Here is a 22,615-nt window from a genome sequence, read left to right on the forward strand (position 1 = left end):
ATGGGTTGCACGACGGGCCGGGCGGAGCGCAGATCCGGAGCCGGTCGATCGTGCGGCGCAGTGGTATTCGGCTGGAACGAAGCCGGCACGGAGACGAGATGAAACCGTCAACGCGGTCACCGCCGCGCCGCAGGCGCGGGGCGAATCCCGGTTCCATGCGGGTAACCAAGGGGCAGACTATGGCCTGACCAAGGCAGGTTTGGCATTCCGCCGCAGGTTCTGCTTGGTATGCATTATACCCGTCAGCCGCCCTTGACCGCACCCGCCGTCAGGCCGGCCACGATCTGCCGCTGCGCGAACACGGTCAGCAGCAGCACCGGCAGGGTCACGATCAGCGCGGCCGCCGCGAGCGGCCCCCAGGAGAGCTGATCGAACGAGATCATGTTGTAGACCGCGACCGGCAGGGTGCGGGTCTCGCGCCCTGCCAGCACGATGCCGAACACGAAATTATTCCAGGAGAAGATCACCGCGAGGATGAAGGCGACGGCGAGGCCGGGCTTCGCCACCGGCAATGCCACGTGGCGGAAAACCTGCCAGCGCGTCGCGCCATCGATCCGCGCGGCTTCCTCGAGCTCGATCGGCGTGGTCTCGAAATAGCCGATCATGATCCAGATCACGATCGGCACGGTGACGACGAGATGGATGATGATCTGCGGCCACAGCGTGCCGAGCAGGCCGAGCCACTGGAACAAGAGGAACAGCGGGATCAGATAGGACAGGCCCGGCGTGATGCGCGCGATCAGGATCACGATCGCCGATTTGTGCGCGGCCATGCGGGCGATGCCGTAGCCGGCGGGCACGCCGACCAGCATCGCCAGCGCCGTCGCGCCGCCGGTCACCAAGAGGCTGTTCCTGAAGTAGGTGAAGAAACGGTTGGACGACAGCACGTCGGCATAGTTCTTCCAGGCGAAGTGTTCCGGCCAGAACACCGGCGGATAGGCGGCGTTGTCGACCTCGAACTTGACCGACAGCGAGATCATCCAGAGGAAGAACAGGATCGCCGGCGAGACGATCAGGAAGACGCCGAGCGCAAGGGCGAGCCGGCCGAGGATGGTCTGCGCGCTCATGTGTCGCTCCCCAGCGCATTCCACTGTGCGCGCCGGCGCAGCATCAGCAACAGTGCGGTCAGCGCCACGATCAGCGCGAAGAACACCACCGCGATCGCCGAGGCATAGCCGAGGTCGTAATAGACGAAGGCGACGCTGTAGAGGTAGAGGTTGATGGTCTCCGACGCCGAGCCCGGACCGCCTTGCGTGATTGCGAAGATGATGTCGAAGCTCTTGATCGCGTCGATGGCGCGGATCATCGCGGCGATGAACAGGAACGGCATGATCAGCGGCAGGGTGATGTAGCGGAACATCTGCCAGGTGCTGGCGCCGTCGATCTGTGCGCTCTCGTAAGGTTCGGTCGGCAGCGAGGCGATGCCGCCGAGCACGATCAGCATCACCAGCGGCGTCCATTGCCAGGTCTCGACCAGCACCAGCGACGGAATCACGGTGGCCGGATGGAACACCCAGAGCTGCGGCGGCAGGCCGACGAGCGACAAGAGATAGTTCAGGATGCCGAGCTGCGGGTGGAACATCATCGTCCACACCAGCGCGATCGCGACCGGTGTCGCCATCATCGGCATGATGAACAGCGCGCGCAACAGCCCGCGTCCGGGGAAACGCGCATGGAAGATCACCGCCGCGAAGGTGCCGAGCACCAGCGGCAGCAGCACGGAGAGAGCCGTGTAGGACAGCGTGTGCCCGACCGACTCGACGAAGCGCGGGTCGGCCGGCAGCCGGATATAGTTCGACAGCCCGACGAAGGTCGTGGGCGAACCGACCTTCCACTCCTGGAAGCTCATCCAGATCGTGAACAGCCAGGGAAAGATGATCACCGCGAGCACGGTGACCAGCGCCGGCACCACGAACGGCCAGTAGGACGGCGGTCGCAATGCACGTTCCGGCGCAGCAGTGTCCGCTGCCGCGCCGGCCTGTTCGACGATCGTGCTCACGCTTTCTCGCTGCGCTCCAGGATCGGGCGGAACTGCTCGTGCGCCTTCTTCAGCTCGGTCGCGGGATCGGCGCCCGACAGCGTGGCGGTCAGCGCCGCACCGACGAGATCGCGGAATTCGGCGACGGGAATGATCACGGGCAGGCCGAGCTTGCTGATCTTGCCGGAGTCGATCGCCGACTGCAGCCACTCCTTCGGCATCTTCACGCCGCCCTGGACCCCGGGGTCGTTGAGCACCGAGTTGCGGAACGGCACGCCGCCGCCGGCCTGCACCAGGCGGGCGCCCTGCGGCTTCGACACCAGCCACTGGCACAGCAGCCAGGCGGCTTCCTTGTTCTTGCTCGCAGCCGCAATGCCGATGCCGTCGCCATAGGTCGCCGAGTACTGTCCCTTCGGTCCGGCGGGCACCACGGTGTAGCCGACCTTGCCGACCACGCGCGAAGCATTGGGATCCTCCAGCGGCGGCGCCCAGCCGACGCCGTCGATCCACATCGCCGAGCGCCCTTGCGTGAACGAGGCCATCGACTCCATCCAGTTGAAGCCGGCGACGCCCGGAGGCGCGCAGGTCGTCAGCAGCTTCTGATAAAGCTTGGTGGCTTCGATGGCTTCCGGGCCGTCGGTCAGGATGTTGCCCTTGGCGTCCAGGAACTCGCCGCCATAGTTGAGGAAGAAGTTGGTCCACAACGTCATGTTGGCGTTGCGCAGGCCGCGGCCGACGAAGCCGAAGATGCCGTCCTTGGCATCCGTCAGCTTCTGCGCCGCCGTGACCATCTCGTCGAGCGTCTTCGGCACCTCGACGCCCTTCTTCGCGAACAGCTCCTTGTTGTAGTAGAGGATGAAGTAGTCCACCGACCACGGCAGCGAGAACATGCGGCCCTTGTCGTTGCTGGCGTAACTCAGGCCGGCGGCGGAGAAATCGCTCTGCACGAGGTCCGGCGCGGTGAGGTTCGGATCCTTCATCATGTCGGTGATGTCGGCGAGCCAGCCGGCCTTCTCGAACTGCCGCTTCTGCACGTGATAGCTGAGATGGACGACGTCGAAGCTCGGCTTGCCCGACGACAGTTCGATCACGACCTTCTGCCGCTGCTGCTGCTCCGGGATCTGCTCGGATTCCACCTCGATGCCGGTCAGCGCGGTGAATTCCTTGATGTTCTTCTGCAGATTGTCGCCGCGCGGCCCCTTGGCGAGGATCACCTCGAGCCTGGTGCCGGCATATTTCTTCCACTGCGGCTCCGACCAGGCGGGCTGGCCGGTAAGCGCAAGCGCGCCTGCTGCTGCCGTACCCGCAAGCATGTTGCGGCGCGTGATCGCGGTCATCATATCCTCCCAGAAGACTTTTTGTTTGGTCGTGAAGTGTAGCGCGATCCAGCGACGCTGCAACAGCATGGTGCCCGTTCGGCTGGGGATGCGACGACAGCGCGTGGTGCGCCGCGGCAATCCGTTATGCGCCCGATGCGGCGGTGAAATCCGCCCGCTCCAGCAGCCACGAGATTGCAAAGCCTGCCACGAGTCCCCAGAACGCCGCGCCGATATTGAGCAGGGGTACGTCGGCCACGGTGACGAGGAAGGCGATCAGCGCGCCGAGGGAGAAGTTGGTCCTGAACGCGGTCACGAACGCGGTCTGCAGCACGCGCAGCATGGCGAGGCCCGCCAGCGCGGTGATCAATGATTTCGGCGCGATCAGCAGCAGCGTGGTGAAGGTCGGCGCCAGCAGGCCGAAGCCGAGCGCAAGCACGCCCACGACCATCGCCGCGGTATAGTGGCGCTTGCGCTCGCCGCCGGAGACGACGATCGCGTTGGTCGGCCCGGTCAGGCAGGTCGACACGCCGCCCACCATCGCTGCGAGCGCCGAGCCGATGCCGCAGGCGACGGTCACCACATTGACCGGCGGCTTGTGGCCGGCGGCGGTCAGCACCGCAAAGCCCTGGCCGTTCTGCACCACCAGCACGGTGACCGCGAGCGGCACGATCAGCTCGATCATGGCCGCGAGCGACCAGGATGGCGTCGGGATCACCGGATGGATCAGCGCGATCTGCAGCGAGGCATTCTGATCATACTTGCCGAACAGGAGAGCCGCGAGCGTGCCGACGACGAGCGCGCCGATGATCGGCGGGCAGCGCCGGCCCAGCGCAGGGAGTGCGGTCAGCAGCAGCCAGAGCACGACCATCGGCCCGGCGACGGCGAAGTCGGTGAACACGGCGCGGACGAGATCGAGGCCGAAGCGCAGGAACACGCCGGCGACCATGCCCATCACGATCGGCATCGGCACCAGTTGCATCGCGCGCTTGACCCAGCCGGTGAGCCCGAGCACCAGCATCAACAGCGCTGTGCCGTAGAACGCGCCGACCACCTGCGGGAAGCTCAGATGCGTCAGCGACTGGCCGACCAGGACGGTGCCCGGAATGGTCCAGAACAGCACCAGCGGCTCGCGATAGCGCCACGACAGCGCGAGCGTGATCAGCCCGTTGATGAAGAACACGCCGAAGATCCACGACGCGATCTCCGCCTGCGACAGCCCGCCATTGGCGCCGACCGACAGGATGATGGCGACCGGCCCGGTAATCGCGAACAGCCAGCCGATGAAGCCGTGCGAGGCATACAGCGGGCCGAAATCGCTGATGATCTGGCCGAGGCCGGGCGGCGGGGCCGCGGGGCGTTCGATGGCGCTGAACATGGAGGGGCGGGGCTCGGTGTGTGTTCTTGTTGTTGTCCTTGGCGTCGTAGGGGATGTTTTGGCCGAACGGGACGAGCTGTGCAAGGCGTTGGGCTGATCGGCGGATTACGCTGCGCTAATCCGCCCTACGGGTTTTGAGCGTAGGGCGGATTAGGCGAAGCCGTAATCCGCCGCAAATCTTGAATCCATACATCCTCAGCGAGTAGGCTTACGTCGGTCATCTCGACGCGGACCATGCTCCATGCCCAAAATCGACGCGCATTCGTTCCGGGCGGATCCTGGTTCTTCACCGTGAACCTTCTCGACCGACGTCAAGCTCTGCTGATCGAGCACATCGACGTCCTGCGGTCTGCCGTCGCCGCTACCAGGCGCCGTTTTCCGTTCGAAATCGATGCCTTTGTCGTGATGCCGGATCATCTTCATGCGGTCTGGACCCTGCCACCTGACGATGCCGACTTCTCAACACGTTGGCGGCTGATCAAGAACCGTTTTGCGCGAGCACTCCCGAAGACAGAGGACCTCACTCCACGTCGCACCGCAAGGAGGAACGCGGCATCTGGCAGCGCCGGTTTTGGGAGCATCTCATTCGCGACGAGGAAGATTATGCCCGGCACGTGGAGTATTGTTACATCAATCCGGTGAAGCATTCGCCTGGTAAGTCGAGTGGAGGACTGGCCGCATTCGTCCTTCCACCGAGACGTGCGTGAAGGAGTATTTCCGCAGATTGGGCTGGCGATGTCGATGTGAACGGGACTTACGGCGAGCGTTGACCGGATCAGGCTGTCTTGAAACTCTCGCGCTGGACAACGGCGGATTACGCTGCGCTAATCCGCCCTACGGGTTTGAGCGTAGGGCGGATTAGGCGAAGCCGTAATCCGCCGCGTCTCTCCGCGTCAGTGTCCGTTCGGTCCAGCGCGTGCCCGTCGCCCAAATCACGCTTCTCTCCGCAAATCCTGTCCAGCCCTTCGGATAAAAATAAATCGCTGGAGGTTTCGCAAAATCAGCAGTATGGTCCCGCTCGTTCCGTTGCGTCGGAGGGGACGTATCGCGGTCGTCACGGACGTCGGCAGCGGAATGCGATGGGCGGGTCGGGTCGCAGCGTGGCGGATGCCGCGCCGACGAACGATCCGGCACGCACGGTCAAGTCGCACGGTCCTGACACCCCGACGCTGGTGTCACGCCTGTGCCGGCGCTCACGCGCCGCGCGGGCAACGGTGGCCAGAAAGCCCGGTGCACCGGGGAGACTGCGAAGCAGCCGTAAAGCCATCGCGCAGGGAGGGCCGGGTGTGTTCGGCCAGACCTGTGGTACCTGCCGCCTGCATTTTTTTGAGCAGGCGGGCCACGGGCGCGGCCAGCGCCCGGCCTTCCCTGCGCCCTCCACCAAGAGGGCGATGCTGTGATCAAAGCTCGGACGCAACACGCGCCGCGAGATCGCGGAGGCTTATGCGGAAGTCCTGTCGGATATTGTCCTGATGAAAGATACCACAGGCGTCATTGCGAGCGGAGAGAAGCAATCCAGTATCCTTCAGAGGAGGCAGTCTGGATTGCTTCGTCGCTGCGCTCCTCGCAATGACGGGAGTGTGGGGCAGGCCCTTTGCCCAAACACCAGCGTCATCGCCCGGCTTGCCGCCTTCGCTGAAGCTGCGGCGCGCCCAAAGTGCTCTTGGCCGCGTCAAAGCCGAAGGCGAAGACGGGACCGGGCGATCCAGTAAAGGGAGATGGCTGTGATTGATCGAGGCGCCGCGGCGTACTGGATTCCCCGCTTTCGCGGGGAATGACAGTGGAATTTGATGATGACGTTCTTGCCGTACGAGAGACGATATCAGTCGAACAGGCTCGACACCGACTCTTCGGCAGCGGTTCGCCCGATCGCCTCGGCGATCAGCGGCGCGATCGGCAACGTGCGGATGTTCGGCGCGTTGCGGACGGCTTCGGTCGGCATGATGGAGTCAGTGATGACGAGCTCCTTCAGGCGCGAGGAGGTGATGCGGCTCGCCGCTCCACCGGAGAGCACGCCGTGGGTGATGTAGGCGTAGACGTCCTTGGCGCCGTGCTTGAGAAGCGCATCGGCCGCGTTCACCAGGGTGCCGCCGGAGTCGACGATGTCATCGACAAGGATGCAGGTGTGGCCGGAGACTTCGCCGATCACGTTCATGACCTCGGACTCGCCGGGACGCTCGCGGCGCTTGTCGACGATGGCGAGCGGCGTGTTGATGCGCTTGGCGAGGCCACGCGCGCGCGCCACGCCGCCGACGTCGGGCGATACGACCATGAGGTTGGAGAGATCGAACCGATCCTTGATGTCGCGCACCATCAGCGGCGAAGCATAGAGATTGTCGGCCGGGATGTCGAAAAAGCCCTGGATCTGCAAGGCATGCAGGTCGAGCGTCATGACGCGGTCGACGCCGGCATGGGTGATCAGGTTGGCGACGAGCTTGGCCGAGATCGGCGTGCGCGAGGCAGATTTTCGATCCTGCCGCGCATAGCCAAAATAGGGCACCACGGCGGTGATGCGGCGCGCGGAGGCGCGGCGCAGCGCATCGGTGATGATCAGGAGCTCCATCAAGAGGTCGTTCGCCGGATAGGACGTCGATTGAATGATGAAGACGTCGGAGCCGCGGACGTTCTCCTGGATCTCGACGAAGATCTCCATGTCGGCGAAGCGCCGGACCACCGCCTTCGTCAGCGGCAGCCCGAGCTCAGCGGCGATGCCGGCGGCGAGAGCCGGATTGGAGTTGCCGGCGACGAGTTTGATGGAGCCGTTCTTGGCCGACATCGTGAATTCTCCTCGCGTCTCGCTGGAGACCTTGTTCAGCATATCGGGCGATCCATGGAACCGGCAGTTTTGCACGGGCGAGGTGATATCAAGGACACCGCGCGCATGGCAACCCGCCGCAAGTGTTTTTCCCGGTCAAACGGCTGTTTTTCCCGGTCAAAAACGGCGCAAAATGCGCCTCCTTGCCTAACGGTCGGTGTAGCCGAGGGCCGCGACGCTGGTGCCGCCGGACGCCGGCGATGCGGGCTCGGCCACGGCGACCGCAGGGCCGCGGGTGGCCGGTGCCACCGGGGGCGCGCCGTCGACGGGCGCGGTGCCGTTCAGCATGTTCGAAAGTCCGCTGAAGCCGGCCTGCGCGATTTTCCGAAGCACCATGTCGTCGACATTGTTCCACGGATCGCGGCCGCCGCGTCCGACCGGCTCTTCGCCCGACAGCCGCAGCGCGCGCTGCTGATTGCGATCGTAGACGTCGAACACCCAGGCGATCACGCCCTTGCCGCCGACGACCTGGGCGGAGAGATAGGTGCGGACACGATACGCTGCAGGGGCCTCGCGCGACACGATGGCGAGGCTGCGCAGCTTGGACTCGCTGTCGAGCACGCTGACCATGCGGTCGAAGATTTGCGGCGGCGGGCCGTCGATCTGCTCGAAGGCGATCGTGGCGTTATCCGATGCAGGCGCCATCGCGTAGGCGTTGGACGGACCACCGCTGGTCGCGCAGCCGCCGAGCGCTGCAGCGGACGTGATCAGCAAAACGGCAACGCAGGCGTGCTGCGCAGCGCGGCTGATCCGTCGAAGTGGTGTCGGCGCTCCCCTCATCGTCGGGAGCGATATCGTTAAAATCGATTAACGTCTAGGTCGCGGCTGCCACAGATTGGGACAGAGTGCATTCAGTTGTACAGAAAGGGTTAAGCAATCCACATGCGGCCACAATCGCGCCCAGCTTCAGCCTTCGAGCATGATGGCATGGACGTGCCGGCCATAGTCCGGCTCGCTGCGATGGACCGAGCGGCGGTAACTGAAGAAGCGCTCGTCGACATAGGTGTCGAGGCCGATATCGTCGATCAGCAGCACGCCGGCGTTTTCCAGCCGCATCCGGATGAAGCCGGCCAGGTCGAACATCGCGTGGCCGTCGCGCGTCGACGGCAGGAAGAAGCGCGCGTGCTCGGCGTCGTCGTCGAGGAAGCGCGTGACGAACTCGGCGCCGACCTCGTAGCTCGGCTGGCGGATCAGGGGGCCGATCGCGGCAATGATCCGGCCGCGCTCTGCGCCGAGTTCCTCCATCGCCTGCAGCGTGGCTTCGAGCACGCCGGTGAGCGCACCTTTCCAGCCGGCATGGGCCGCGCCGATGACGCGCTTATGCGGGTCGACGAACAGGATCGGCCCGCAATCGGCCGTGGTGACGCCGATCGCGAGATTCGGCGTCGCGGTCACCAGCGCATCGGCCTTCGGCCTGACGGGGCCGTCCCAGGGCCCGGTCGCAACCACGACGTCGGGCGAATGGATCTGGTGCACGCTGAGGAACTGGTCGGGCGCGACGCCGAGATGGGCGGCCATGCGGCGGCGGTTTTCCCGGACGTTCTCCGGCACGTCATGCGATCCGAGCCCGCCATTGAGGCCGGCATAGATGCCGTCGGAGACGCCGCCCTCGCGGGTGAAGAAGGCGTGGCGCAGGCCAGGGACCGCGGACATCACATCCGATGATACCAGCATCACGCGCCTCCCGTCTTCTCGTTGGTGTGCTCGTCGCTGATGCCCGCCAGCACCGGAATGGCCGGATCGGAGATGCCGAGCACCTTGAACAGCGACCCCATTCCGCCGCGGCCGCCGCCGGTCAGGCGCTTCAGCCCGCTTGCGATGTCCTCCGAGACTTCCGGCGAGGCCTTCTGCATCAGGGTCAGCGCGCGGGTTTCGATGCCGAGCCGCTGCAGGAACTCGCCCTGCGTGACCGGGCCGTGAACGCGCGCGCCGACGGCTTCCGCGGCCTGCGCCAGCGCGTCAAAATCGACATGGGCGGTGATGTCGGCAAGCCCCGGTGTCTTCAGGGGATCAGCGAAGCTATGACGGGCGATCGCCTGGAAGGTGTCGCCGACGTCGCTGCGCACATGGCCGTAATCGATGATGACGGCGGCGCCGCGCTGGTCGCGGATGCGCCTGGCGATGGCCATCATCTCCATGTTCGGCCGCCATTCGAAGATCGCGCCGGCCGGCGCGGCGCGCACCAGCGGCGGCAGCAGCAGCTCGAAGCCGGGCGTTGGATCCGCGGCCGCGCCGTAGACGAAGTTGTCCTCCTCGTCGAGCTCGACCACGCGCTCGTGCCAGCCGGTCTCGCGCCTGATCATCTGGTGGATCGGCAGCACGTCGAAATACTCGTTGGCGAAGATGACGCTGGGGCCCTCCGGCACCTCGTCGAAGCTCTCGTGCCAGTTGATGTTGCGCAGGCCGGTCAGCGTCGCCTTCTGCTTTTCGCGCAGGACAGGATTGACCTCGACCAGGTGGACCGAGATCGTCTGGTACAGCGGCGGCAGCACGCGCAGCGCCCGCAGGGCATCCGACATCATGGTGCCGCGGCCGGGTCCCAGCTCGATCAGCCGGAATTGCTGCGGCGATCCCGTCGCCTTCCAGATCGAGGCCGCCCACAGCCCGAGCAGCTCGCCGAACATCTGGCTCACTTCGGGGGAGGTGGTGAAGTCGCCCTCGCGTCCGAGCGGATCGCGCGAGACGTAGTAGCCGTGCTCCGGATGCATCAGGCACAGCTCCATGTAGCGCCAGACCGGCATCGGGCCGGATGCCTTGATCAGCCGCTTGATCTCGGTGTGGAGCGGAGAGGTTTCGATCACGGATTGGCCTGCAGCGGGGGAGTGGCTTGACGACTCTCAGGCCTGCGGAGCGCCCGCGCCACCAGGATGGCGCCGATGATCAGCATCGGCACCGACAGCACCATGCCCATGGTCAGGCCACCCCAGAGAAAGCCCAATTGCTTGTCGGGCTCGCGGAACAGCTCGCTGGTGATGCGCGCCACGCCGTAGAGGGTGATGAAGCTGCCGAGGATCAGGCCGGGCCGTTTCAGCGCGCCGAACCGGATCATGATCGCCAGCACGATGAACAGCACGATGCCTTCGAGGCCGGCCTCGTAGAGCTGGCTCGGATGGCGCGGGAGGTGGGTCGGATCGCGCGGGAAGATCATCGCCCAGGGAACGCTCGCATCGGCGGCACGGCCCCACAGCTCACCATTGATGAAATTGGCGATGCGGCCGAGCAGCAGGCCGATGGGCGCGACCGCGGTGGTGACGTCGCCGAGCGAGATGATCGGCAGGCCGTTGCGGCGGGCGAACCAGATCACGGCGAGCACACAGCCCATGAAGCCGCCATGAAACGACATGCCGCCGTTCCACAGTTGGAAGATCTCCAGCGGGTGCTCGATGAAGAACGGCAGGTTGTAGAACAGCACGTAACCGGTGCGGCCGCCGAGGATGATGCCGATCGTGACCCACAGGATGAAGTCGTCGAGCTGGACCAGCGACACCGGCGCCGGGCCGCCCCACAGCCGCTCTTTCTTGAGCAGCGAGCGCGCGTAGAGCCAGCCGATGACGATGCCGCAGATATAGGCCAGCGCGTACCAGCGGATCGCGAACGGGCCGATGGCGATCGCAACCGGATCGAACACGGGGAAATCGATGAGGAGAGGCGTCATTCACTGGCTTTCGTGGGCACGGCGTCCCGCTTCCGGAAGCCCGCGGGCGATGCGGGCTTCGAACGAGCTCCGCCACATGAACGGGCGCGGCGCGATGTGATCTCAGGGCTGCTCATACCAGCGCCGCGGGCCGGCGCAACAAGTACGATGACAAGGAAACCAAGGCATGACAAGACGGCCCATCTTGCGGGCGGCGACAGGGATCGCCATTCTGTCTTCCATCATCGTGCTCGTCGCGGGACGCGGAGTTTCTCACATGACTCAGACCAACAACCGGTTTTTCGACGAACTCGGCCGCCTGATGAACGATGCCGCAGGTGCCGCCCAGGGCATGAAGCGGGAGGTCGATTCCGTCATCCGCAACCAGGCGGAAAAGATCCTGAACGACCTGGACATCGTGAAGCGCGAGGAGTTCGAGGCGGTCAAGGACATGGCCCGGCTCGCCCGCGAGGAGAACGAGGCGCTGAAGGCGCGGATCGCGGCGCTGGAGGCCAAGCTGGGTGGCGCGGCCGGCACGCCGCCGGGCGCCGGCAGCGCGGACGGCTGACCCGCGCGCGAAATACCTCCGGAGAGTTGGTGGGATGAAGGGGCCGCCGGTCCCTTCATTTCCTTGTCATTTCCCGGGTTTGCCGCTAGAACGCCGCCACGTCCGCGGCCCCCGCACCCCTGGAGGCTTGCCGAAGGACGTCCAGCAACGGGCCGCATCGCGGCCTTTAACTTTTTAAAACAAGGACTTAACACGATGGCGACCGTCAGAGAACTGAAGGCGACCGCCCGTCCGTCAGTCGGCAAGGGGGCCGCACGGGCAGAGCGTCGCGCCGGGAGAGTGCCCGGAGTGATTTATGGAGACAACCAGCCCCCGCTGCCGATCTCGGTGGAAGACCGCGAGCTGCGCCAGCGCATCCTCGCAGGCCGGTTTCTGACCACGATCTTCGACGTCACCCTCGACGGCAAGAAGCACCGGGTGATCCCGCGCGACTTCCATCTCGATCCGGTCAAGGACTTCCCGATCCACGTCGACTTCATGCGGCTCGGCCAGGGCGCGACCATTCGCGTCAGCGTGCCGCTGCACGTGGTGGGCTCGGAAGGCGCGCCGGGCGTGAAGCGTGGCGGCACGGTCAACATCGTGACCCACACGCTCGACCTCGAGTGCCTCGCGGAGAACATCCCGCAGTTCATCGAGGCCGACGTCAGCGCGCTCGAGATCAACCACTCGCTGCACATCTCCGACGTCAAGCTGCCGACCGGCGTGAAGACGCTGTCGCGCGACGACGCGACGCTCGTCACCATCGTGCCGCCGTCGGGCTATGGCGAGGAGCAGAAGGCTGCTGCTGGCGCTGCCGCGGCTCCCGCCGCTGCTGCTCCGGCTGCCGCTGCGAAGGCTCCCGCGGCCGCGGCCAAGGCGCCGGCTGGCGGCGACAAGAAGAAGTAAGCCGTTCCGCTTCTGGGAAGCGCGGGCGGGTCCCGTGCTTCCCGAAGCGACGGCGGGTGCGGATGCCGCGTCATGCTGCTGTTTGTCGGCCTCGGCAATCCCGGCGCGAAATATGCGCGCAACCGGCACAATATCGGCTTCATGGCCGTTGACGAGATCGCGCGGCGTCACCGCTTCTCGCCGTGGCGGCGCAGGTTTCAGGGCGAGACGTCCGAAGGCACACTCGACTCCGAGCGCGTCATTCTCCTGAAGCCGACCACCTATATGAACGAATCCGGCCGCGCGGTGCAGGAAGCGGCCAGCTTCTTCAAGCTCGGCGTCGGCGACGTCACCGTGTTTCAGGACGAGCTCGAACTGCAACCGGGCAAGCTGCGCGTGAAGGTCGGCGGTGGCATTGCTGGTCATAACGGACTGCGTTCGATCTCGGCGCATCTGGGCAACGACTACCGCCGCGTCCGGCTCGGCATCGGCCATCCCGGCGTCAAGGAGCTGGTGCATGGGCACGTGCTGTCGGACTTCGCCAAGTCCGACATGCCGTGGGTCGAGGCGTTGTGCGAGGCGGTGGCCGACAATGCTGAATTGTTGACCGGCAAGCGCGACTCCACCTTCGCCAACAAGGTGCATCTGGCGCTGCAGGCCAAAGGTTTTCTGGACAAGGGCGACGCCGGCGCCGCGTGAGCGCTTCGGGCGTTGTCCAAAAGGATGCGGGACGGGTCATGGGATTCAAATGCGGGATCGTCGGGTTGCCCAACGTCGGCAAGTCGACGCTGTTCAACGCGCTGACGGAGACGGCGGCCGCGCAGGCGGCGAACTATCCGTTCTGCACCATCGAGCCGAATGTCGGCGAGGTCGCTGTGCCCGATCCGCGGCTCGAGAAGCTCGCGGCGATCGCCAAGTCCGGCCAGATCATTCCGACGCGGCTCACGTTCGTGGACATTGCAGGCCTCGTGCGCGGTGCCTCCAAGGGTGAGGGCCTCGGCAACCAGTTTCTTGCCAACATCCGCGAGGTCGATGCGATCGCCCATGTGGTGCGCTGCTTCGAGGATTCCGACATCACCCACGTCGAGGGCAAGATCGCCCCGCTCGCCGACATCGAGACCATCGAGACCGAACTGATGCTGTCCGATCTCGACAGCCTCGAGAAGCGGGTCGACAACCTCTCCAAGAAGGCAAAGGGCGGCGACAAGGACGCCAAGGAGCAGTACGAGCTCGTTACCCGTGCTCTCGTGCTGCTGCGCGACGGCAAGCCGGCGCGGCTGCTGGAGCGCAAGCCCGAGGAGGAGCGCGCCTTCGGCATGCTCGGACTGCTCACCTCCAAGCCCGTGCTCTACGTCTGCAATGTCGAGGAAGGCTCGGCCAAGGACGGCAACAGTTTCTCACAGGCGGTGTTCGCGCGCGCCAAGGAAGAGGGGGCGGTCGCGGTCGTGATCTCGGCCAAGATCGAGTCCGAGATCGCGACGCTGTCGCGCGAGGAGCGGGTGGATTTCCTGGAGACGCTCGGGCTCGAAGAGGCTGGTCTCGATCGGCTCATCCGCGCCGGCTATCAGCTGCTCGACCTGATCACCTACTTTACCGTCGGTCCGAAGGAAGCGCGCGCCTGGACCATTCACCGCGGCACCAAGGCGCCGGCGGCGGCTGGCGTCATTCACACCGACTTCGAGAAAGGCTTCATCCGCGCTGAGACCATTGCCTATGCCGACTATGTCGCGCTCGGCGGTGAGGCTGGCGCGCGCGAGGGCGGCAAGCTGCGCCTCGAAGGCAAGGAGTATGTCGTCGCCGATGGCGACGTGATGCACTTCCGCTTCAACAACTAAGGCCGCATGGGCGGCTACATCCGCCCCTGTTCGCGGATTGCGCCGAGGTGCTCGTTGATGCGGAAGACGATCAGCACGAACTCGGCGATGATGCGCGAGAACACCATGCCGACGATGATGCCGGCGAGCGACGATAGCAGCATCAGGAAACCGCCGAACGGGCTGATCGCCATTTCGGAGAGGCCCGTGAAAATGCCGCGAATTCCCGACAGGATGATCAGCGCAATCACGAGCCAATAGAACGTCTTGATGATGGTGGGCGTGATGAAGCGGTCCCACTGGAACAAATCGCGAAATTCCAACATCCTGATCCCCCGGCCACGTCCGAATCGGTCGTCAAATCCGTCTTTAAGTCGTGCTCGAATTGCGCGCCAGACGGCATCGGCGGCAGCCGAATTCATTCCGGTATATGGCGCCTTCTGGCACTCTCTTGCGACTGGACCGGGCGTCAGCCATGCGAGCGGCCCGGTTGTGATTGCTGCAAAGTGCGGCCACAATCGGGCTTCTTTCAGCCATTCCCGACCTCATGACCCTCACCTTCGAAGATTTTCCGCAAGGCCCGTTCGGCAGCTTCGGCCCGCGACACGTCACCCGCGACGAGATCGTCGCCTTCGCGTCTGAGTATGATCCGCAGCCGATGCATCTGGACGAAGAAGCTGCCTCGCAGTCGATGCTCAAGGGCCTGTCCGGCTCGGGCTGGCATCTCTGCTCGCTGATGATGCGCATGATGTTCGACGGCTTCATCGGCCGCACCGCCTCGCTCGGCTCGCCGGGCGTCAACGAGGTCCGGTGGCTGTCGCCGTTGCGTCCTGACGATGAGCTGATGCTCGATGTGGAGGTTCTGGAAGCGCGGGTGTCGCGGAGCCGTCCGTCGACCGGGATCGTCACCTTCAAATGCGGCGTGCGCAACAAGGCGGGCATGAGACTCTGCGAGATGGTCTCTCCCATCATCGTCGAGCGCCGCGAGCAGGTGGGTTGATGCGCTTTTTCGAAGATCTTCAGGTCGGCCAGCGCCGCGAGCTCGGCGCCTACACGTTCACGGCCGAAGAGATCAAGCGCTTCGCCGTTCAATTCGATCCGCAACGCTTTCACCTCGACGAGGAAGAGGGCCGCCGATCGCTGTTCGGCGGGCTCGCGGCATCGGGATGGCACGTCGGCTCCGTCTGCATGAAGCTGATCGTCGCGGACAACCAGCGTCTCCTGGAGGCCGCGCGCTCGCGCGGCGAGCCGGTCGTTCTCGGAGGTCCTTCTCCCGGCTTTCGTGAGCTGCGCTGGCACAAGCCGGTGCTTGCAGGCGATACGATCAGCTTCTCGAGCGAGATTGATTCGCTTCGCGAGTCGGCCTCGCGCCCCGAATGGGGCATCCTGCAAGCGCGCAACACCGGCATCAATCAGCGCGGCGAGCTGGTGTTCTCGGTGCTTGCGTCGGCCTTTGTCCCGAGGCGGAACAACGGTTGAGGCGAAAAGGTCACGCTTCGTAGGATTGTCGGCACGGAACGAAGTTCGCGCTAACGCATTCTGAACTCGGACTCTATAAGACAGCCAATCAGGGATCAGGATGTGGGGGATGAGTATGGCAGATCGCGGTGGTCTGAAACTCCTCGGCTTTATCTTTGCCAGCGTGACGCTCGCGGTGATGCTTGCGACGGGGATGGTCGTGAAGGGCTATGCCGACGGTTCTTACTCGCTGGAGACGTCAGCGACGATCAACGAGTAGCGCCTTAACTACTCGTTAACCAGAACGGACCGGGCGGTCCTGTTCGCAGAGGCGGTCTAGCGGCTCCAGATGAGCACCATGACCGCCATGGCCACCAGCAGCAATCCGACGAAGCGGACCATGATGATCCCGATCCGCTGAGGCTCAGGCCTCAGGGGAATCGGATCGGTGTTGTCCGGCCGGATCGTTTCCATCAAAGTGACATCCCCCTGACGCAAGCTGCCCGCCGCGCGAGCGGCGGGAGTTGGTCGCGGGACTGTCTTGATACGTTCAAGCGCCTGGCGCATTCGAAGACGAAAACCACCGCGCGATGGCTCGCACGGCGGTCCTCTTCAAGGTCCGGAAAGAACGATCAGCTGCTGCGCAGGCCGTCGGCGGCGCGCTTCCACTGCGTCACGTTCTCGGCGATGGCCCGGGTCGACTTCATCGCCGCCTGGCTGAGCTGCGCATAGCTCGCGATCTCGCGCTGCACCCGCTGGCCCTCGGCATGCAGCAGCTCGCGCAGGCTCTCGAGCTCCCCGATCAGGTTCTCGATCTCCGACAGCGAGGTGCCGGCGACGCGCTGGATCAGCGTGGTGACGCTGTTCACCGCTGCATCGGCGTCGATCGAGGCCTCGGCCGTGGCGGCCGCATTGGGGCGGCGCAGATAGGCGATATCGTTACGGACGAAATCACGAATGCCGGCCTCGACTTCGGAGACCGCGGCCAGATCCGTATCCAGCTCGGCTTCAGTTCCATCGATCTTGTCCGGACGAATGACATTCATCGGCTATTTCCTCATTTCGCGTTCAAGCGAGCGCGGTGTCCCCGCACGACGAACTTCTCAAAGCCTATCAGTGCGGCCAAATTGGGCCGCACCGCGGCAAAGCTGCGGCGATCGTTCGATCATTCGTGGCGGGCTGCCGCAATGGTGAACGTCACCAGCTCCGCTTGAAGCCGGCCGAGATGCTCTTGCTGGTGCCGCCTTGCGCGGTCTCGCTGACCGAGCCGGAGACGCTGAGACCATCCGACAGCTTCTGCTCGGCGCCGACCTTGCGCAGCCATTTGTCGTCGCCCGACGACAAGGTCTGTCCTGCGGTGACGCTGGTGCCGGTGTCGCCAATGGAGAGCCTGGCGGACTGCTCGGTGTCGAAGCTGCGGCTGGTCTTCGGCGCCGCGCCGGGAATCGGCACCATGCCCTGCTGGGTGACGTTGTAGCCGTTCTGCAGGGTCAGATTGTAGTGATCGATCGGCACCGCCTTGGTGATGGTGGTGCCGAGCCGGCTCTGATCCGAGCCGGGATCGACGCGGGCCTCGATGGCGGTCTTGTCCCAGATCGCGCCGGCACCCGGCGCGGTGACGGCCGCCCAGGCCGAGCCGCCGGACTCCGGAGCATTGCCGCCGTTCTCGGCCTTCTCCGCCAGCAATTCCGACATCGTGGTCGGCTGCCGCGCGACCGTCATGTCGGCGCCGACGCGGGCGTCCCAGAACGGCGACACCGACTGCTTGACCGACACGCCCGAGGCAAGGCTGCCCTTGTTCTGGTTCGACCAGTCGAGCGCGGCGGCCTTCTCGGCGGCGGCCTTGCGCTTCGCCGCGGCAGCGGCCTCGGGACGGTCGAGAAAGGTGGTGTCGTCGATCGCGAGCTGGCTCCAGTCGAGCTTCTCGACGTCGATGTCCTGCATCGGGTCGGCTGCCGCCACCTGGTCCTCGGACTTGTCCTCGTCCTCGGGCTCCGGCGCGATCTGCTGCCACGGCGCGATCTGCAGCGGCTGCGGCGCCTGCATCAGCGTCTGCGCATCGGCGGCGGACGCAAGAAGCCCGAAGCCGGCCGTGAAAACCGCCAGCGCGCAACCATACGATGTCATGAGAGCAACCCCCGCCGCCCGAACCTGTGTGCCGGAATATGGTGGAATCTTGGCGCAAAATTATGGCTGCGCCAGTCACGATGTGTTGGGTTGCCGGTGACTGTGACCACAATCTAACAGGCAGGGCGGCTCAGGCGAAGCTGCCGATGCGCGGCAGGTCGATCGGGCGGCCGAGCGTCTGCTCGACCAGGTCGAACGTATCGATCAGGATCCGAAGCCGGGCGAGCTTGCCGGCGCGGAATTGCATGAATTGCGCGAGCCGCGCCGTGATCGGCTTGTCGGAATCCTGCGCCGTCATCGCGCAGCGGACCATGGTCGCCGCGCTGGTCTCGTCCAGCATCAGGGTCTCGCGCTCGATCCGCCGGATGCTCACATGCTCGGCGATCTGCCTGACGGCGTCGAGCACGGCGGCGCGGCCGTGCCGGGCGCCGAGGAAGGGAAACATGTCGATCGGGCCGTAGATGGCCCAGTCGATGTCGTCGTCGAGAAGCGCGGCGAAATCGTCGAAATGGCGGTCGTTGATCGCGCCATGCAATGCGCGCGACAGACGCCAGAGGCTGTGCTCCGTCATCGGGTCGGGATCCTGAACTGGCTTGCGAGGGGGCGCGCCGGCCTTGAGGCGACGTCGAAACGACGTCGCGCCGGGGCGCCGAATCTATCTCTCTTACGCCTCACATAAATCAACCACCTGCGCGCGCAACGGTTGTTTTTGCATTGCACAAATGCGCGCCGCTACCGGTCCCGCGCGCGGGCGCCGGGGCCGTCAGCGTCCTTCGTGCTGCAACCGCTGCTGCGCGATCGCGACCTCGTGCTCTCGGAAGGCGGCCAGGCCGAACAGGGTGGCGCCGGCGAGACCGCCGATCAGGGCGCCGAGCGGCATGAAGGTGAAGAACACCAGCATGCCCGCATAGCCTTCGAATTCGCTGGTGTTGAACAGCTCGATCCAGGCCAGCCCCAGCCCGATGCCGATCGTCGCGCCGCCGACGACGCCCATCACCAGTCCGGCCATCGCCAGGAATGCTATTCTCATGTCACCAATGCCCCGTATATCACCGCTGATGGGGTGCGGAGCCGGGGCCACAGGTTCAAGGCAATGAGGCCGCCGTCGGTGACGTTTGCGTGATCGGCCGGTCCGGGCGCTAGTCCGCGACGGCCGTGCCGGCCTCAGGGCCGGGCGGCACCCGCGATCAGCAGCCGGCTGAGATCGCATTCGAGCACCTGCTGCACCAAGTCGTAGGTGTCCATGATCTCGCGGATGCGGGCGACGCGGCCGTCGCGCAGCGTATAGAAGGCGGCGAGGTCGTACTGCACGATGCGGTCGTTGTCGCGCTTGCGCAGGAAGATGCGCAGATCCACGGCGACCTGGTCGGCTTCGCAGATCATGGTCTTGATCTCGTGCCGGACCTCGGCATAGCGGCTGCGGGACGTCTCCCACATCTGCCGCACCTCGGCCTTGCCCCGGCGGCCGCCGAGATGGGGAAAGATGTCGATCGGCGCGGACGCGAAGTGCTCGAGGTCGTCGGTGCAATGCGCCAGCACGCTGTCGAAATCACCGGCGGCATGGGCCTCGAGCAGCCTGCGCACACGCTGCTTGTTGATGTGCTCGATCATCCTGTCTCCACTGACGGGACTACCCGCGTCGGCGATGTCGTTCTGGAGATGCCGGCGCGCGGCCGTCAACCACCTGTGTAACCGTCGGCCAGCTCTATGCGCCGGTACGGTGAACGGAAGCTTGGCGGGTGATCGCGTCACGATCATGTCTGGGGGCGTCTCTCAGCTCATCCAGCTGATCTCTCAGCTTCTGGGTCATCACCGCGCGCGACAAGGTTCGCGCAACGCGTCATGCCGGTTGCGAGCCGGGAACCGGCCCGCGGCGTCGCCGTTACCCCGCACCAATCCCAGCGGAGCTCGATCATGACGATGTCGATCACGAAGACCATGCTGGCCGCCTCCGTCGCAGCGCTGGCGCTGCTGTCGACGCAGGCCGCCGAGGCCAAGGGGTGCATCAAGGGCGCCATCGTCGGCGGCGTCGCCGGCCATTATGCCGGTCATCACGGCGTGCTCGGCGCCGCCGCCGGCTGTCTCTATGGCCGTCACCGCGCCAAGGAGCAGGAGCGTCAGCAGCAGCAGGGCCAGGTGAACGGGCAGGGCCGAACCTAGTCGATGCGGCGCGTCGCTCGTCTGCGGCGTGCCCCCGCACCGGCCCGGAGACGGTGCCCGGCGTGACAGGTCTCACGGTCCGAGCCGGACGTGGCGGCTAGACGGGAGCGGTCTGGTCCTCGCCGAGGGCCGCCGCAACCGGATGTCCAGGCCATGCTCACCGTCGCCTCCCCCAGCACCTCCGCGCCGAAGGCGGCGCTGCTCAATCTGCTCGAAGGCATGGCGCTGACCGCGCTGTTCCAGGCCATTCCGACCTACGCCGGCGCCGCGCTGATCCTCAAGCTCGCGCACAGCACCGCGCTGCGGCCGGGGATCATCGGCTTCGTCGCGAGCGCGACCATCATCCACGTGCTCATGACCTCGGCGGCAGGCCCGCGCTTTCAGCGCATGCTCAGGCAGGCCTACGCGGCGGAGTTCTACGACGCAACGCTCGGCCTCGCCGACAAGGTGCTGCGCTGGCGCACGCAGCCCGAGGGATCGCTGCAACTGCTGAGCTCGACCGTGATGCTGGCGCTGCTGTCGGTCGCGGTGCTGGCGATGGGGTGAGGCGGGCGCCGTCCCGCGAAGCATGGTGCCTGGCTCGGCGCAGCGCTCGTGTGCGTCGCGGCTTGTTCGACGTCAGCGAGGATGACGCGCGTCTGTCTCAGCACGCTCCACTGTCGTCCCGGCCATTGAGCCGGGACCCATACACCCAGGGATCGGTTTGAGGCAGACTGGTCATTGGCATTTGGCCCATCACGTCCGCCGCGGCGTATGGGTCCCGGATCGGCGCCGCGCCGCGCTGGCGCGCGTCACGGCTTGTCCGGGACGACAGCGGTGTGTTTGGCGGATTTACGATTCAAACAGCGATCGAGTTGAAGACATGAGAACGTGATCTCGCGGCGAGATTCGCCCGAGTGATGCATTGAACACGTCCCTCGCAAATCATGCAGAGGGCGCAGGGAATGCCGGGTGAAGGCCTCACCCATGGCCCGCCTGCAGAAAAAAATGCAGGCGGCAGGTACCACAGGCAAAGCCGAACACTCCGGCATTCCCTGCGCGACGGTCTTCACGCTTATACGCAGTCTCCCTGGTGCGCCGGGCTTGTTGGCCACCATCACCACGCGGCACATCAGCGCCATCGCGGCTTGATACCAGCGTCGGGGTATCAGGACGCTGCGATTTCACGTCCGCAGCAAAGCCGTTCGTCGGCGTGCCCGAAGACACGCTGCGGCTTCACCGCGGCCATCGCATCCCCACCTCGCGTGTCGTGACGATCGCGCGCAACGCCCCTCCGCAGTGAGGCGGGATGCGGGGGAGATAATCATGATTTCCGATAAGGCGCAAGAGTTTTTTATTTTTCGGAACGAACGCTGCGTCTCACGCGCTTCCTGCTGCCATGACGAGCACTTGGTTGAGGGCTATGCGCGTCGCAAAGCCGAAGATCGTCGCCGTCGATGCTGACTTAGCTGGGAGCGGACGCCGCAAGAAATTCCTCCGCCTTGGCTCGGCTCGAAAACCGCCCGAGCTCTTCATAGGCAGGCTCGTTCTCTGCGTCATCAGGCGAGCGCAGGACGACGAAGCAATCTTCGTTGCTCAGGATCAGCTCCGTCAGGTCCTCGCTTCGGGACGGAGACATGTCGCGCGCGCCGCAGTGAGGACACTCGTCGTCGCACATGCACGACCACTCGTCGGTCCAGGCGTGCGCACAGCGTTCACAGCGATAGAAATTCAAGAACCACGCCATTGCCGGACCTCATCTCTTCAATCGGTAGCGGCCGCGCGCGACGAACTCCAGGAATCCCTGATCGCGCAGGAACTGGAGCTGCTGGCGGATTTTTGGCCGGACGTTCTGGTTGCCGGGATAGAGCAGGCTGAGATGGCGGTCGAAGGCGTAGACATCGTCGAGCGTGAATTCCGCTCTGCCGAGCGACTCCACGCATTTCAAGACCTCGATCAGCCATCCGCGCGCATCCAGGGATTCCTTGCGGAGGAAGAGCGTCTTGCGCCATTCCTCCAGCACCAGCTCCTTGGCGCGGACGACGCCGTTCTGGACGATGTGAATCTTGCCCGCCTCGGGAACGCGGTCGAGAAGAATGTTCGAGCCGACCCACCCCGCGCGGCGCGCGGTCGCGGCGAGCGGCTTGCGCTGCTCGATGAGGTCGCGGACGAAGAAATGCTTCGGCACGACGAACAGGTTGATGACCGACCGGGTGTCACGATCGTAGTTCATCAGCAGGAGATTGGGATTGTTGCTGGCGGCCAGCCGCTCGCATTTCGTCCCATAGGCGCCATCGGCGACCTTGGCGCCGAATGCCTTCTTCTGGCTCTTCAGCTCGAACTCTTCGCGGCAGCTCGTACAGAAGAAGTCGGCCAGCGGGCTGTTGTTGGGAAACTGCGCCATGTTCGATCGGCCGCAGTTCGGACAATAGGCTTGCGCACCGACCCACGCCTCGGTCCAGGCCCGCGCTTTCTGGGTGCCGCTGGTGTAGGCGGTTGGGGATTCTTCGAAGCCGAGTTTCAA

The 22,615-nt window shown here is 65.2% G+C and carries 28 protein-coding genes and 1 pseudogene; 11 read left to right on the plus strand and 18 right to left on the minus strand.

From position 1 onward, the window contains the following. Positions 1–242: 242 nt before the first annotated feature. The 4 genes from QX010_RS03140 to QX010_RS03155 form a co-directional block, all read right to left on the minus strand. Positions 243–1,067: a carbohydrate ABC transporter permease gene (locus QX010_RS03140; RefSeq protein WP_315803265.1), complete on the minus strand. Its 825-nt coding sequence runs from the start codon at positions 1,065–1,067 to the stop codon at positions 243–245. Continuing rightward, a complete protein-coding gene (locus QX010_RS03145) occupies positions 1,064–1,999 on the minus strand; it encodes a sugar ABC transporter permease (RefSeq protein ID WP_316177547.1) in 936 nt (311 codons plus the stop codon). The genes QX010_RS03140 and QX010_RS03145 overlap by 4 nt, the downstream gene beginning before the upstream one ends. Next, entirely contained in the window at positions 1,996–3,315 is a 1,320-nt protein-coding gene (locus tag QX010_RS03150) for a sugar ABC transporter substrate-binding protein (RefSeq protein WP_316177548.1), read from the minus strand. Before QX010_RS03150 ends, QX010_RS03145 begins: the two co-directional genes overlap by 4 nt. Before the next feature lie 124 nt (positions 3,316–3,439). Then, positions 3,440–4,672 (minus strand): benzoate/H(+) symporter BenE family transporter, encoded by a 1,233-nt coding sequence (locus QX010_RS03155; protein WP_316177550.1) that lies wholly within the window; start codon positions 4,670–4,672, stop codon positions 3,440–3,442. A gap of 234 nt (positions 4,673–4,906) precedes the next feature. Between QX010_RS03155 and QX010_RS03160 the strand changes: the two are divergent. Continuing rightward, a pseudogene (locus QX010_RS03160) lies at positions 4,907–5,442 on the plus strand (REP-associated tyrosine transposase). Positions 5,443–6,494: 1,052 nt separating this feature from the next. Here QX010_RS03160 and QX010_RS03165 read toward each other — a convergent pair. The 5 genes from QX010_RS03165 to lgt all read right to left on the minus strand — a co-directional run bounded on the left by QX010_RS03165 (position 6,495) and on the right by lgt (position 11,142). Next, positions 6,495–7,448: a ribose-phosphate pyrophosphokinase gene (locus QX010_RS03165; protein ID WP_315803270.1), complete on the minus strand. Its 954-nt coding sequence runs from the start codon at positions 7,446–7,448 to the stop codon at positions 6,495–6,497. A 186-nt stretch (positions 7,449–7,634) separates the two neighbouring features. Continuing rightward, on the minus strand, positions 7,635–8,267 hold the full coding sequence (locus QX010_RS03170; protein ID WP_316177552.1) for a hypothetical protein: 633 nt from the start codon (positions 8,265–8,267) through the stop codon (positions 7,635–7,637). Between the two features lie 126 nt (positions 8,268–8,393). Then, the gene (gene pgeF / locus QX010_RS03175) at positions 8,394–9,140 is read right to left on the minus strand and encodes a peptidoglycan editing factor PgeF (protein ID WP_410051916.1); all 747 of its coding nucleotides are present in this window, start codon (positions 9,138–9,140) and stop codon (positions 8,394–8,396) included. A gap of 20 nt (positions 9,141–9,160) precedes the next feature. Next, positions 9,161–10,288, minus strand: coding sequence for a class I SAM-dependent methyltransferase (locus tag QX010_RS03180; RefSeq protein WP_316177555.1), 1,128 nt, complete (start codon positions 10,286–10,288; stop codon positions 9,161–9,163). Next, positions 10,285–11,142: a prolipoprotein diacylglyceryl transferase gene (gene lgt / locus QX010_RS03185; RefSeq protein WP_315803274.1), complete on the minus strand. Its 858-nt coding sequence runs from the start codon at positions 11,140–11,142 to the stop codon at positions 10,285–10,287. The genes QX010_RS03180 and lgt overlap by 4 nt, the downstream gene beginning before the upstream one ends. 256 nt (positions 11,143–11,398) lie before the next feature. On the opposite strand from lgt, the gene QX010_RS03190 reads away from it, so the two are divergent. The 4 genes from QX010_RS03190 to ychF all read left to right on the plus strand — a co-directional run bounded on the left by QX010_RS03190 (position 11,399) and on the right by ychF (position 14,388). Beyond that, positions 11,399–11,689: an accessory factor UbiK family protein gene (locus QX010_RS03190; protein WP_315714079.1), complete on the plus strand. Its 291-nt coding sequence runs from the start codon at positions 11,399–11,401 to the stop codon at positions 11,687–11,689. A 195-nt stretch (positions 11,690–11,884) separates the two neighbouring features. Continuing rightward, positions 11,885–12,574, plus strand: a complete 690-nt coding sequence (locus QX010_RS03195) for a 50S ribosomal protein L25/general stress protein Ctc (RefSeq protein WP_315803275.1) — start codon at positions 11,885–11,887, stop codon at positions 12,572–12,574. A 72-nt stretch (positions 12,575–12,646) separates the two neighbouring features. Beyond that, positions 12,647–13,252 (plus strand): aminoacyl-tRNA hydrolase, encoded by a 606-nt coding sequence (pth, locus tag QX010_RS03200; RefSeq protein ID WP_316177557.1) that lies wholly within the window; start codon positions 12,647–12,649, stop codon positions 13,250–13,252. A gap of 38 nt (positions 13,253–13,290) precedes the next feature. After that, on the plus strand, positions 13,291–14,388 hold the full coding sequence (ychF, locus tag QX010_RS03205) for a redox-regulated ATPase YchF (RefSeq protein ID WP_315803277.1): 1,098 nt from the start codon (positions 13,291–13,293) through the stop codon (positions 14,386–14,388). A gap of 14 nt (positions 14,389–14,402) precedes the next feature. Here the strand turns inward: ychF and QX010_RS03210 are convergent, their stop codons facing one another. Then, the gene (locus QX010_RS03210; RefSeq protein WP_315714083.1) at positions 14,403–14,693 is read right to left on the minus strand and encodes a DUF4282 domain-containing protein; all 291 of its coding nucleotides are present in this window, start codon (positions 14,691–14,693) and stop codon (positions 14,403–14,405) included. Positions 14,694–14,914: 221 nt separating this feature from the next. Here QX010_RS03210 and QX010_RS03215 point away from each other — a divergent pair, with 221 nt between their 5' ends. From QX010_RS03215 to QX010_RS03225, 3 genes are all read left to right on the plus strand, one after another. Further along, complete coding sequence (locus QX010_RS03215; protein ID WP_316177559.1) at positions 14,915–15,367, plus strand: MaoC family dehydratase; 453 nt, start codon at positions 14,915–14,917, stop codon at positions 15,365–15,367. After that, positions 15,367–15,846: a MaoC family dehydratase gene (locus QX010_RS03220; protein WP_316177668.1), complete on the plus strand. Its 480-nt coding sequence runs from the start codon at positions 15,367–15,369 to the stop codon at positions 15,844–15,846. Before QX010_RS03215 ends, QX010_RS03220 begins: the two co-directional genes overlap by 1 nt. 109 nt (positions 15,847–15,955) lie before the next feature. Continuing rightward, entirely contained in the window at positions 15,956–16,105 is a 150-nt protein-coding gene (locus QX010_RS03225) for a hypothetical protein (protein WP_315714401.1), read from the plus strand. A gap of 56 nt (positions 16,106–16,161) precedes the next feature. Here the strand turns inward: QX010_RS03225 and QX010_RS03230 are convergent, their stop codons facing one another. The 6 genes from QX010_RS03230 to QX010_RS03255 form a co-directional block, all read right to left on the minus strand. Further along, complete coding sequence (locus tag QX010_RS03230) at positions 16,162–16,299, minus strand: hypothetical protein (RefSeq protein WP_315803280.1); 138 nt, start codon at positions 16,297–16,299, stop codon at positions 16,162–16,164. 158 nt (positions 16,300–16,457) lie between these two features. After that, positions 16,458–16,871, minus strand: a complete 414-nt coding sequence (locus QX010_RS03235) for a hypothetical protein (protein ID WP_315714086.1) — start codon at positions 16,869–16,871, stop codon at positions 16,458–16,460. Positions 16,872–17,022: 151 nt separating this feature from the next. Then, positions 17,023–17,952 (minus strand): hypothetical protein, encoded by a 930-nt coding sequence (locus QX010_RS03240; protein WP_315803281.1) that lies wholly within the window; start codon positions 17,950–17,952, stop codon positions 17,023–17,025. Between the two features lie 130 nt (positions 17,953–18,082). After that, positions 18,083–18,523 (minus strand): nuclear transport factor 2 family protein, encoded by a 441-nt coding sequence (locus QX010_RS03245; RefSeq protein ID WP_315803282.1) that lies wholly within the window; start codon positions 18,521–18,523, stop codon positions 18,083–18,085. Between the two features lie 192 nt (positions 18,524–18,715). Further along, complete coding sequence (locus QX010_RS03250; protein ID WP_315803283.1) at positions 18,716–18,982, minus strand: hypothetical protein; 267 nt, start codon at positions 18,980–18,982, stop codon at positions 18,716–18,718. A 134-nt stretch (positions 18,983–19,116) separates the two neighbouring features. Beyond that, positions 19,117–19,563, minus strand: coding sequence for a nuclear transport factor 2 family protein (locus tag QX010_RS03255; RefSeq protein ID WP_316177562.1), 447 nt, complete (start codon positions 19,561–19,563; stop codon positions 19,117–19,119). Positions 19,564–19,890: 327 nt separating this feature from the next. Here QX010_RS03255 and QX010_RS03260 point away from each other — a divergent pair, with 327 nt between their 5' ends. The 3 genes from QX010_RS03260 (at position 19,891) to QX010_RS03270 (ending at position 21,243) form a co-directional block, all read left to right on the plus strand. After that, entirely contained in the window at positions 19,891–20,112 is a 222-nt protein-coding gene (locus QX010_RS03260) for a hypothetical protein (RefSeq protein ID WP_315714380.1), read from the plus strand. A gap of 153 nt (positions 20,113–20,265) precedes the next feature. Continuing rightward, positions 20,266–20,658 carry a hypothetical protein gene (locus QX010_RS03265; RefSeq protein ID WP_316177564.1) on the plus strand — a complete coding sequence of 131 codons (393 nt, stop codon included), beginning with the start codon at positions 20,266–20,268 and terminating at the stop codon, positions 20,656–20,658. Between the two features lie 420 nt (positions 20,659–21,078). Then, on the plus strand, positions 21,079–21,243 hold the full coding sequence (locus QX010_RS03270) for a hypothetical protein (RefSeq protein WP_316177566.1): 165 nt from the start codon (positions 21,079–21,081) through the stop codon (positions 21,241–21,243). A 313-nt stretch (positions 21,244–21,556) separates the two neighbouring features. On the opposite strand, the gene QX010_RS03275 is transcribed toward QX010_RS03270, so the two are convergent. Both QX010_RS03275 and QX010_RS03280 read right to left on the minus strand, forming a co-directional pair. Continuing rightward, complete coding sequence (locus QX010_RS03275) at positions 21,557–21,838, minus strand: hypothetical protein (RefSeq protein WP_316177568.1); 282 nt, start codon at positions 21,836–21,838, stop codon at positions 21,557–21,559. Between the two features lie 9 nt (positions 21,839–21,847). Beyond that, positions 21,848–22,615 carry a DpnI domain-containing protein gene (locus QX010_RS03280; protein WP_316177570.1) on the minus strand — a complete coding sequence of 256 codons (768 nt, stop codon included), beginning with the start codon at positions 22,613–22,615 and terminating at the stop codon, positions 21,848–21,850.

The organism is Bradyrhizobium sp. SZCCHNRI1009, from assembly GCF_032487575.1.
GTDB lineage: Bacteria > Pseudomonadota > Alphaproteobacteria > Rhizobiales > Xanthobacteraceae > Bradyrhizobium.

Coding starts and splice junctions, on each gene's coding strand:
- QX010_RS03140 (WP_315803265.1), bottom strand. CDS start 1,067: ATGAGCGCGCAGACCATCCTCGGCCGGCTCGCCCTTGCGCTCGGCGTC.
- QX010_RS03150 (WP_316177548.1), bottom strand. CDS start 3,315: ATGACCGCGATCACGCGCCGCAACATGCTTGCGGGTACGGCAGCAGCA.
- QX010_RS03155 (WP_316177550.1), bottom strand. CDS start 4,672: ATGTTCAGCGCCATCGAACGCCCCGCGGCCCCGCCGCCCGGCCTCGGC.
- QX010_RS03165 (WP_315803270.1), bottom strand. CDS start 7,448: ATGTCGGCCAAGAACGGCTCCATCAAACTCGTCGCCGGCAACTCCAAT.
- QX010_RS03170 (WP_316177552.1), bottom strand. CDS start 8,267: ATGAGGGGAGCGCCGACACCACTTCGACGGATCAGCCGCGCTGCGCAG.
- pgeF (WP_410051916.1), bottom strand. CDS start 9,140: ATGTCCGCGGTCCCTGGCCTGCGCCACGCCTTCTTCACCCGCGAGGGC.
- lgt (WP_315803274.1), bottom strand. CDS start 11,142: ATGACGCCTCTCCTCATCGATTTCCCCGTGTTCGATCCGGTTGCGATC.
- QX010_RS03190 (WP_315714079.1), top strand. CDS start 11,399: ATGACTCAGACCAACAACCGGTTTTTCGACGAACTCGGCCGCCTGATG.
- QX010_RS03195 (WP_315803275.1), top strand. CDS start 11,885: ATGGCGACCGTCAGAGAACTGAAGGCGACCGCCCGTCCGTCAGTCGGC.
- pth (WP_316177557.1), top strand. CDS start 12,647: ATGCTGCTGTTTGTCGGCCTCGGCAATCCCGGCGCGAAATATGCGCGC.
- ychF (WP_315803277.1), top strand. CDS start 13,291: ATGGGATTCAAATGCGGGATCGTCGGGTTGCCCAACGTCGGCAAGTCG.
- QX010_RS03210 (WP_315714083.1), bottom strand. CDS start 14,693: ATGTTGGAATTTCGCGATTTGTTCCAGTGGGACCGCTTCATCACGCCC.
- QX010_RS03215 (WP_316177559.1), top strand. CDS start 14,915: ATGACCCTCACCTTCGAAGATTTTCCGCAAGGCCCGTTCGGCAGCTTC.
- QX010_RS03220 (WP_316177668.1), top strand. CDS start 15,367: ATGCGCTTTTTCGAAGATCTTCAGGTCGGCCAGCGCCGCGAGCTCGGC.
- QX010_RS03225 (WP_315714401.1), top strand. CDS start 15,956: ATGAGTATGGCAGATCGCGGTGGTCTGAAACTCCTCGGCTTTATCTTT.
- QX010_RS03230 (WP_315803280.1), bottom strand. CDS start 16,299: ATGGAAACGATCCGGCCGGACAACACCGATCCGATTCCCCTGAGGCCT.
- QX010_RS03235 (WP_315714086.1), bottom strand. CDS start 16,871: ATGAATGTCATTCGTCCGGACAAGATCGATGGAACTGAAGCCGAGCTG.
- QX010_RS03240 (WP_315803281.1), bottom strand. CDS start 17,952: ATGACATCGTATGGTTGCGCGCTGGCGGTTTTCACGGCCGGCTTCGGG.
- QX010_RS03245 (WP_315803282.1), bottom strand. CDS start 18,523: ATGACGGAGCACAGCCTCTGGCGTCTGTCGCGCGCATTGCATGGCGCG.
- QX010_RS03250 (WP_315803283.1), bottom strand. CDS start 18,982: ATGAGAATAGCATTCCTGGCGATGGCCGGACTGGTGATGGGCGTCGTC.
- QX010_RS03255 (WP_316177562.1), bottom strand. CDS start 19,563: ATGATCGAGCACATCAACAAGCAGCGTGTGCGCAGGCTGCTCGAGGCC.
- QX010_RS03260 (WP_315714380.1), top strand. CDS start 19,891: ATGCTGGCCGCCTCCGTCGCAGCGCTGGCGCTGCTGTCGACGCAGGCC.
- QX010_RS03265 (WP_316177564.1), top strand. CDS start 20,266: ATGCTCACCGTCGCCTCCCCCAGCACCTCCGCGCCGAAGGCGGCGCTG.
- QX010_RS03270 (WP_316177566.1), top strand. CDS start 21,079: ATGGCCCGCCTGCAGAAAAAAATGCAGGCGGCAGGTACCACAGGCAAA.
- QX010_RS03275 (WP_316177568.1), bottom strand. CDS start 21,838: ATGGCGTGGTTCTTGAATTTCTATCGCTGTGAACGCTGTGCGCACGCC.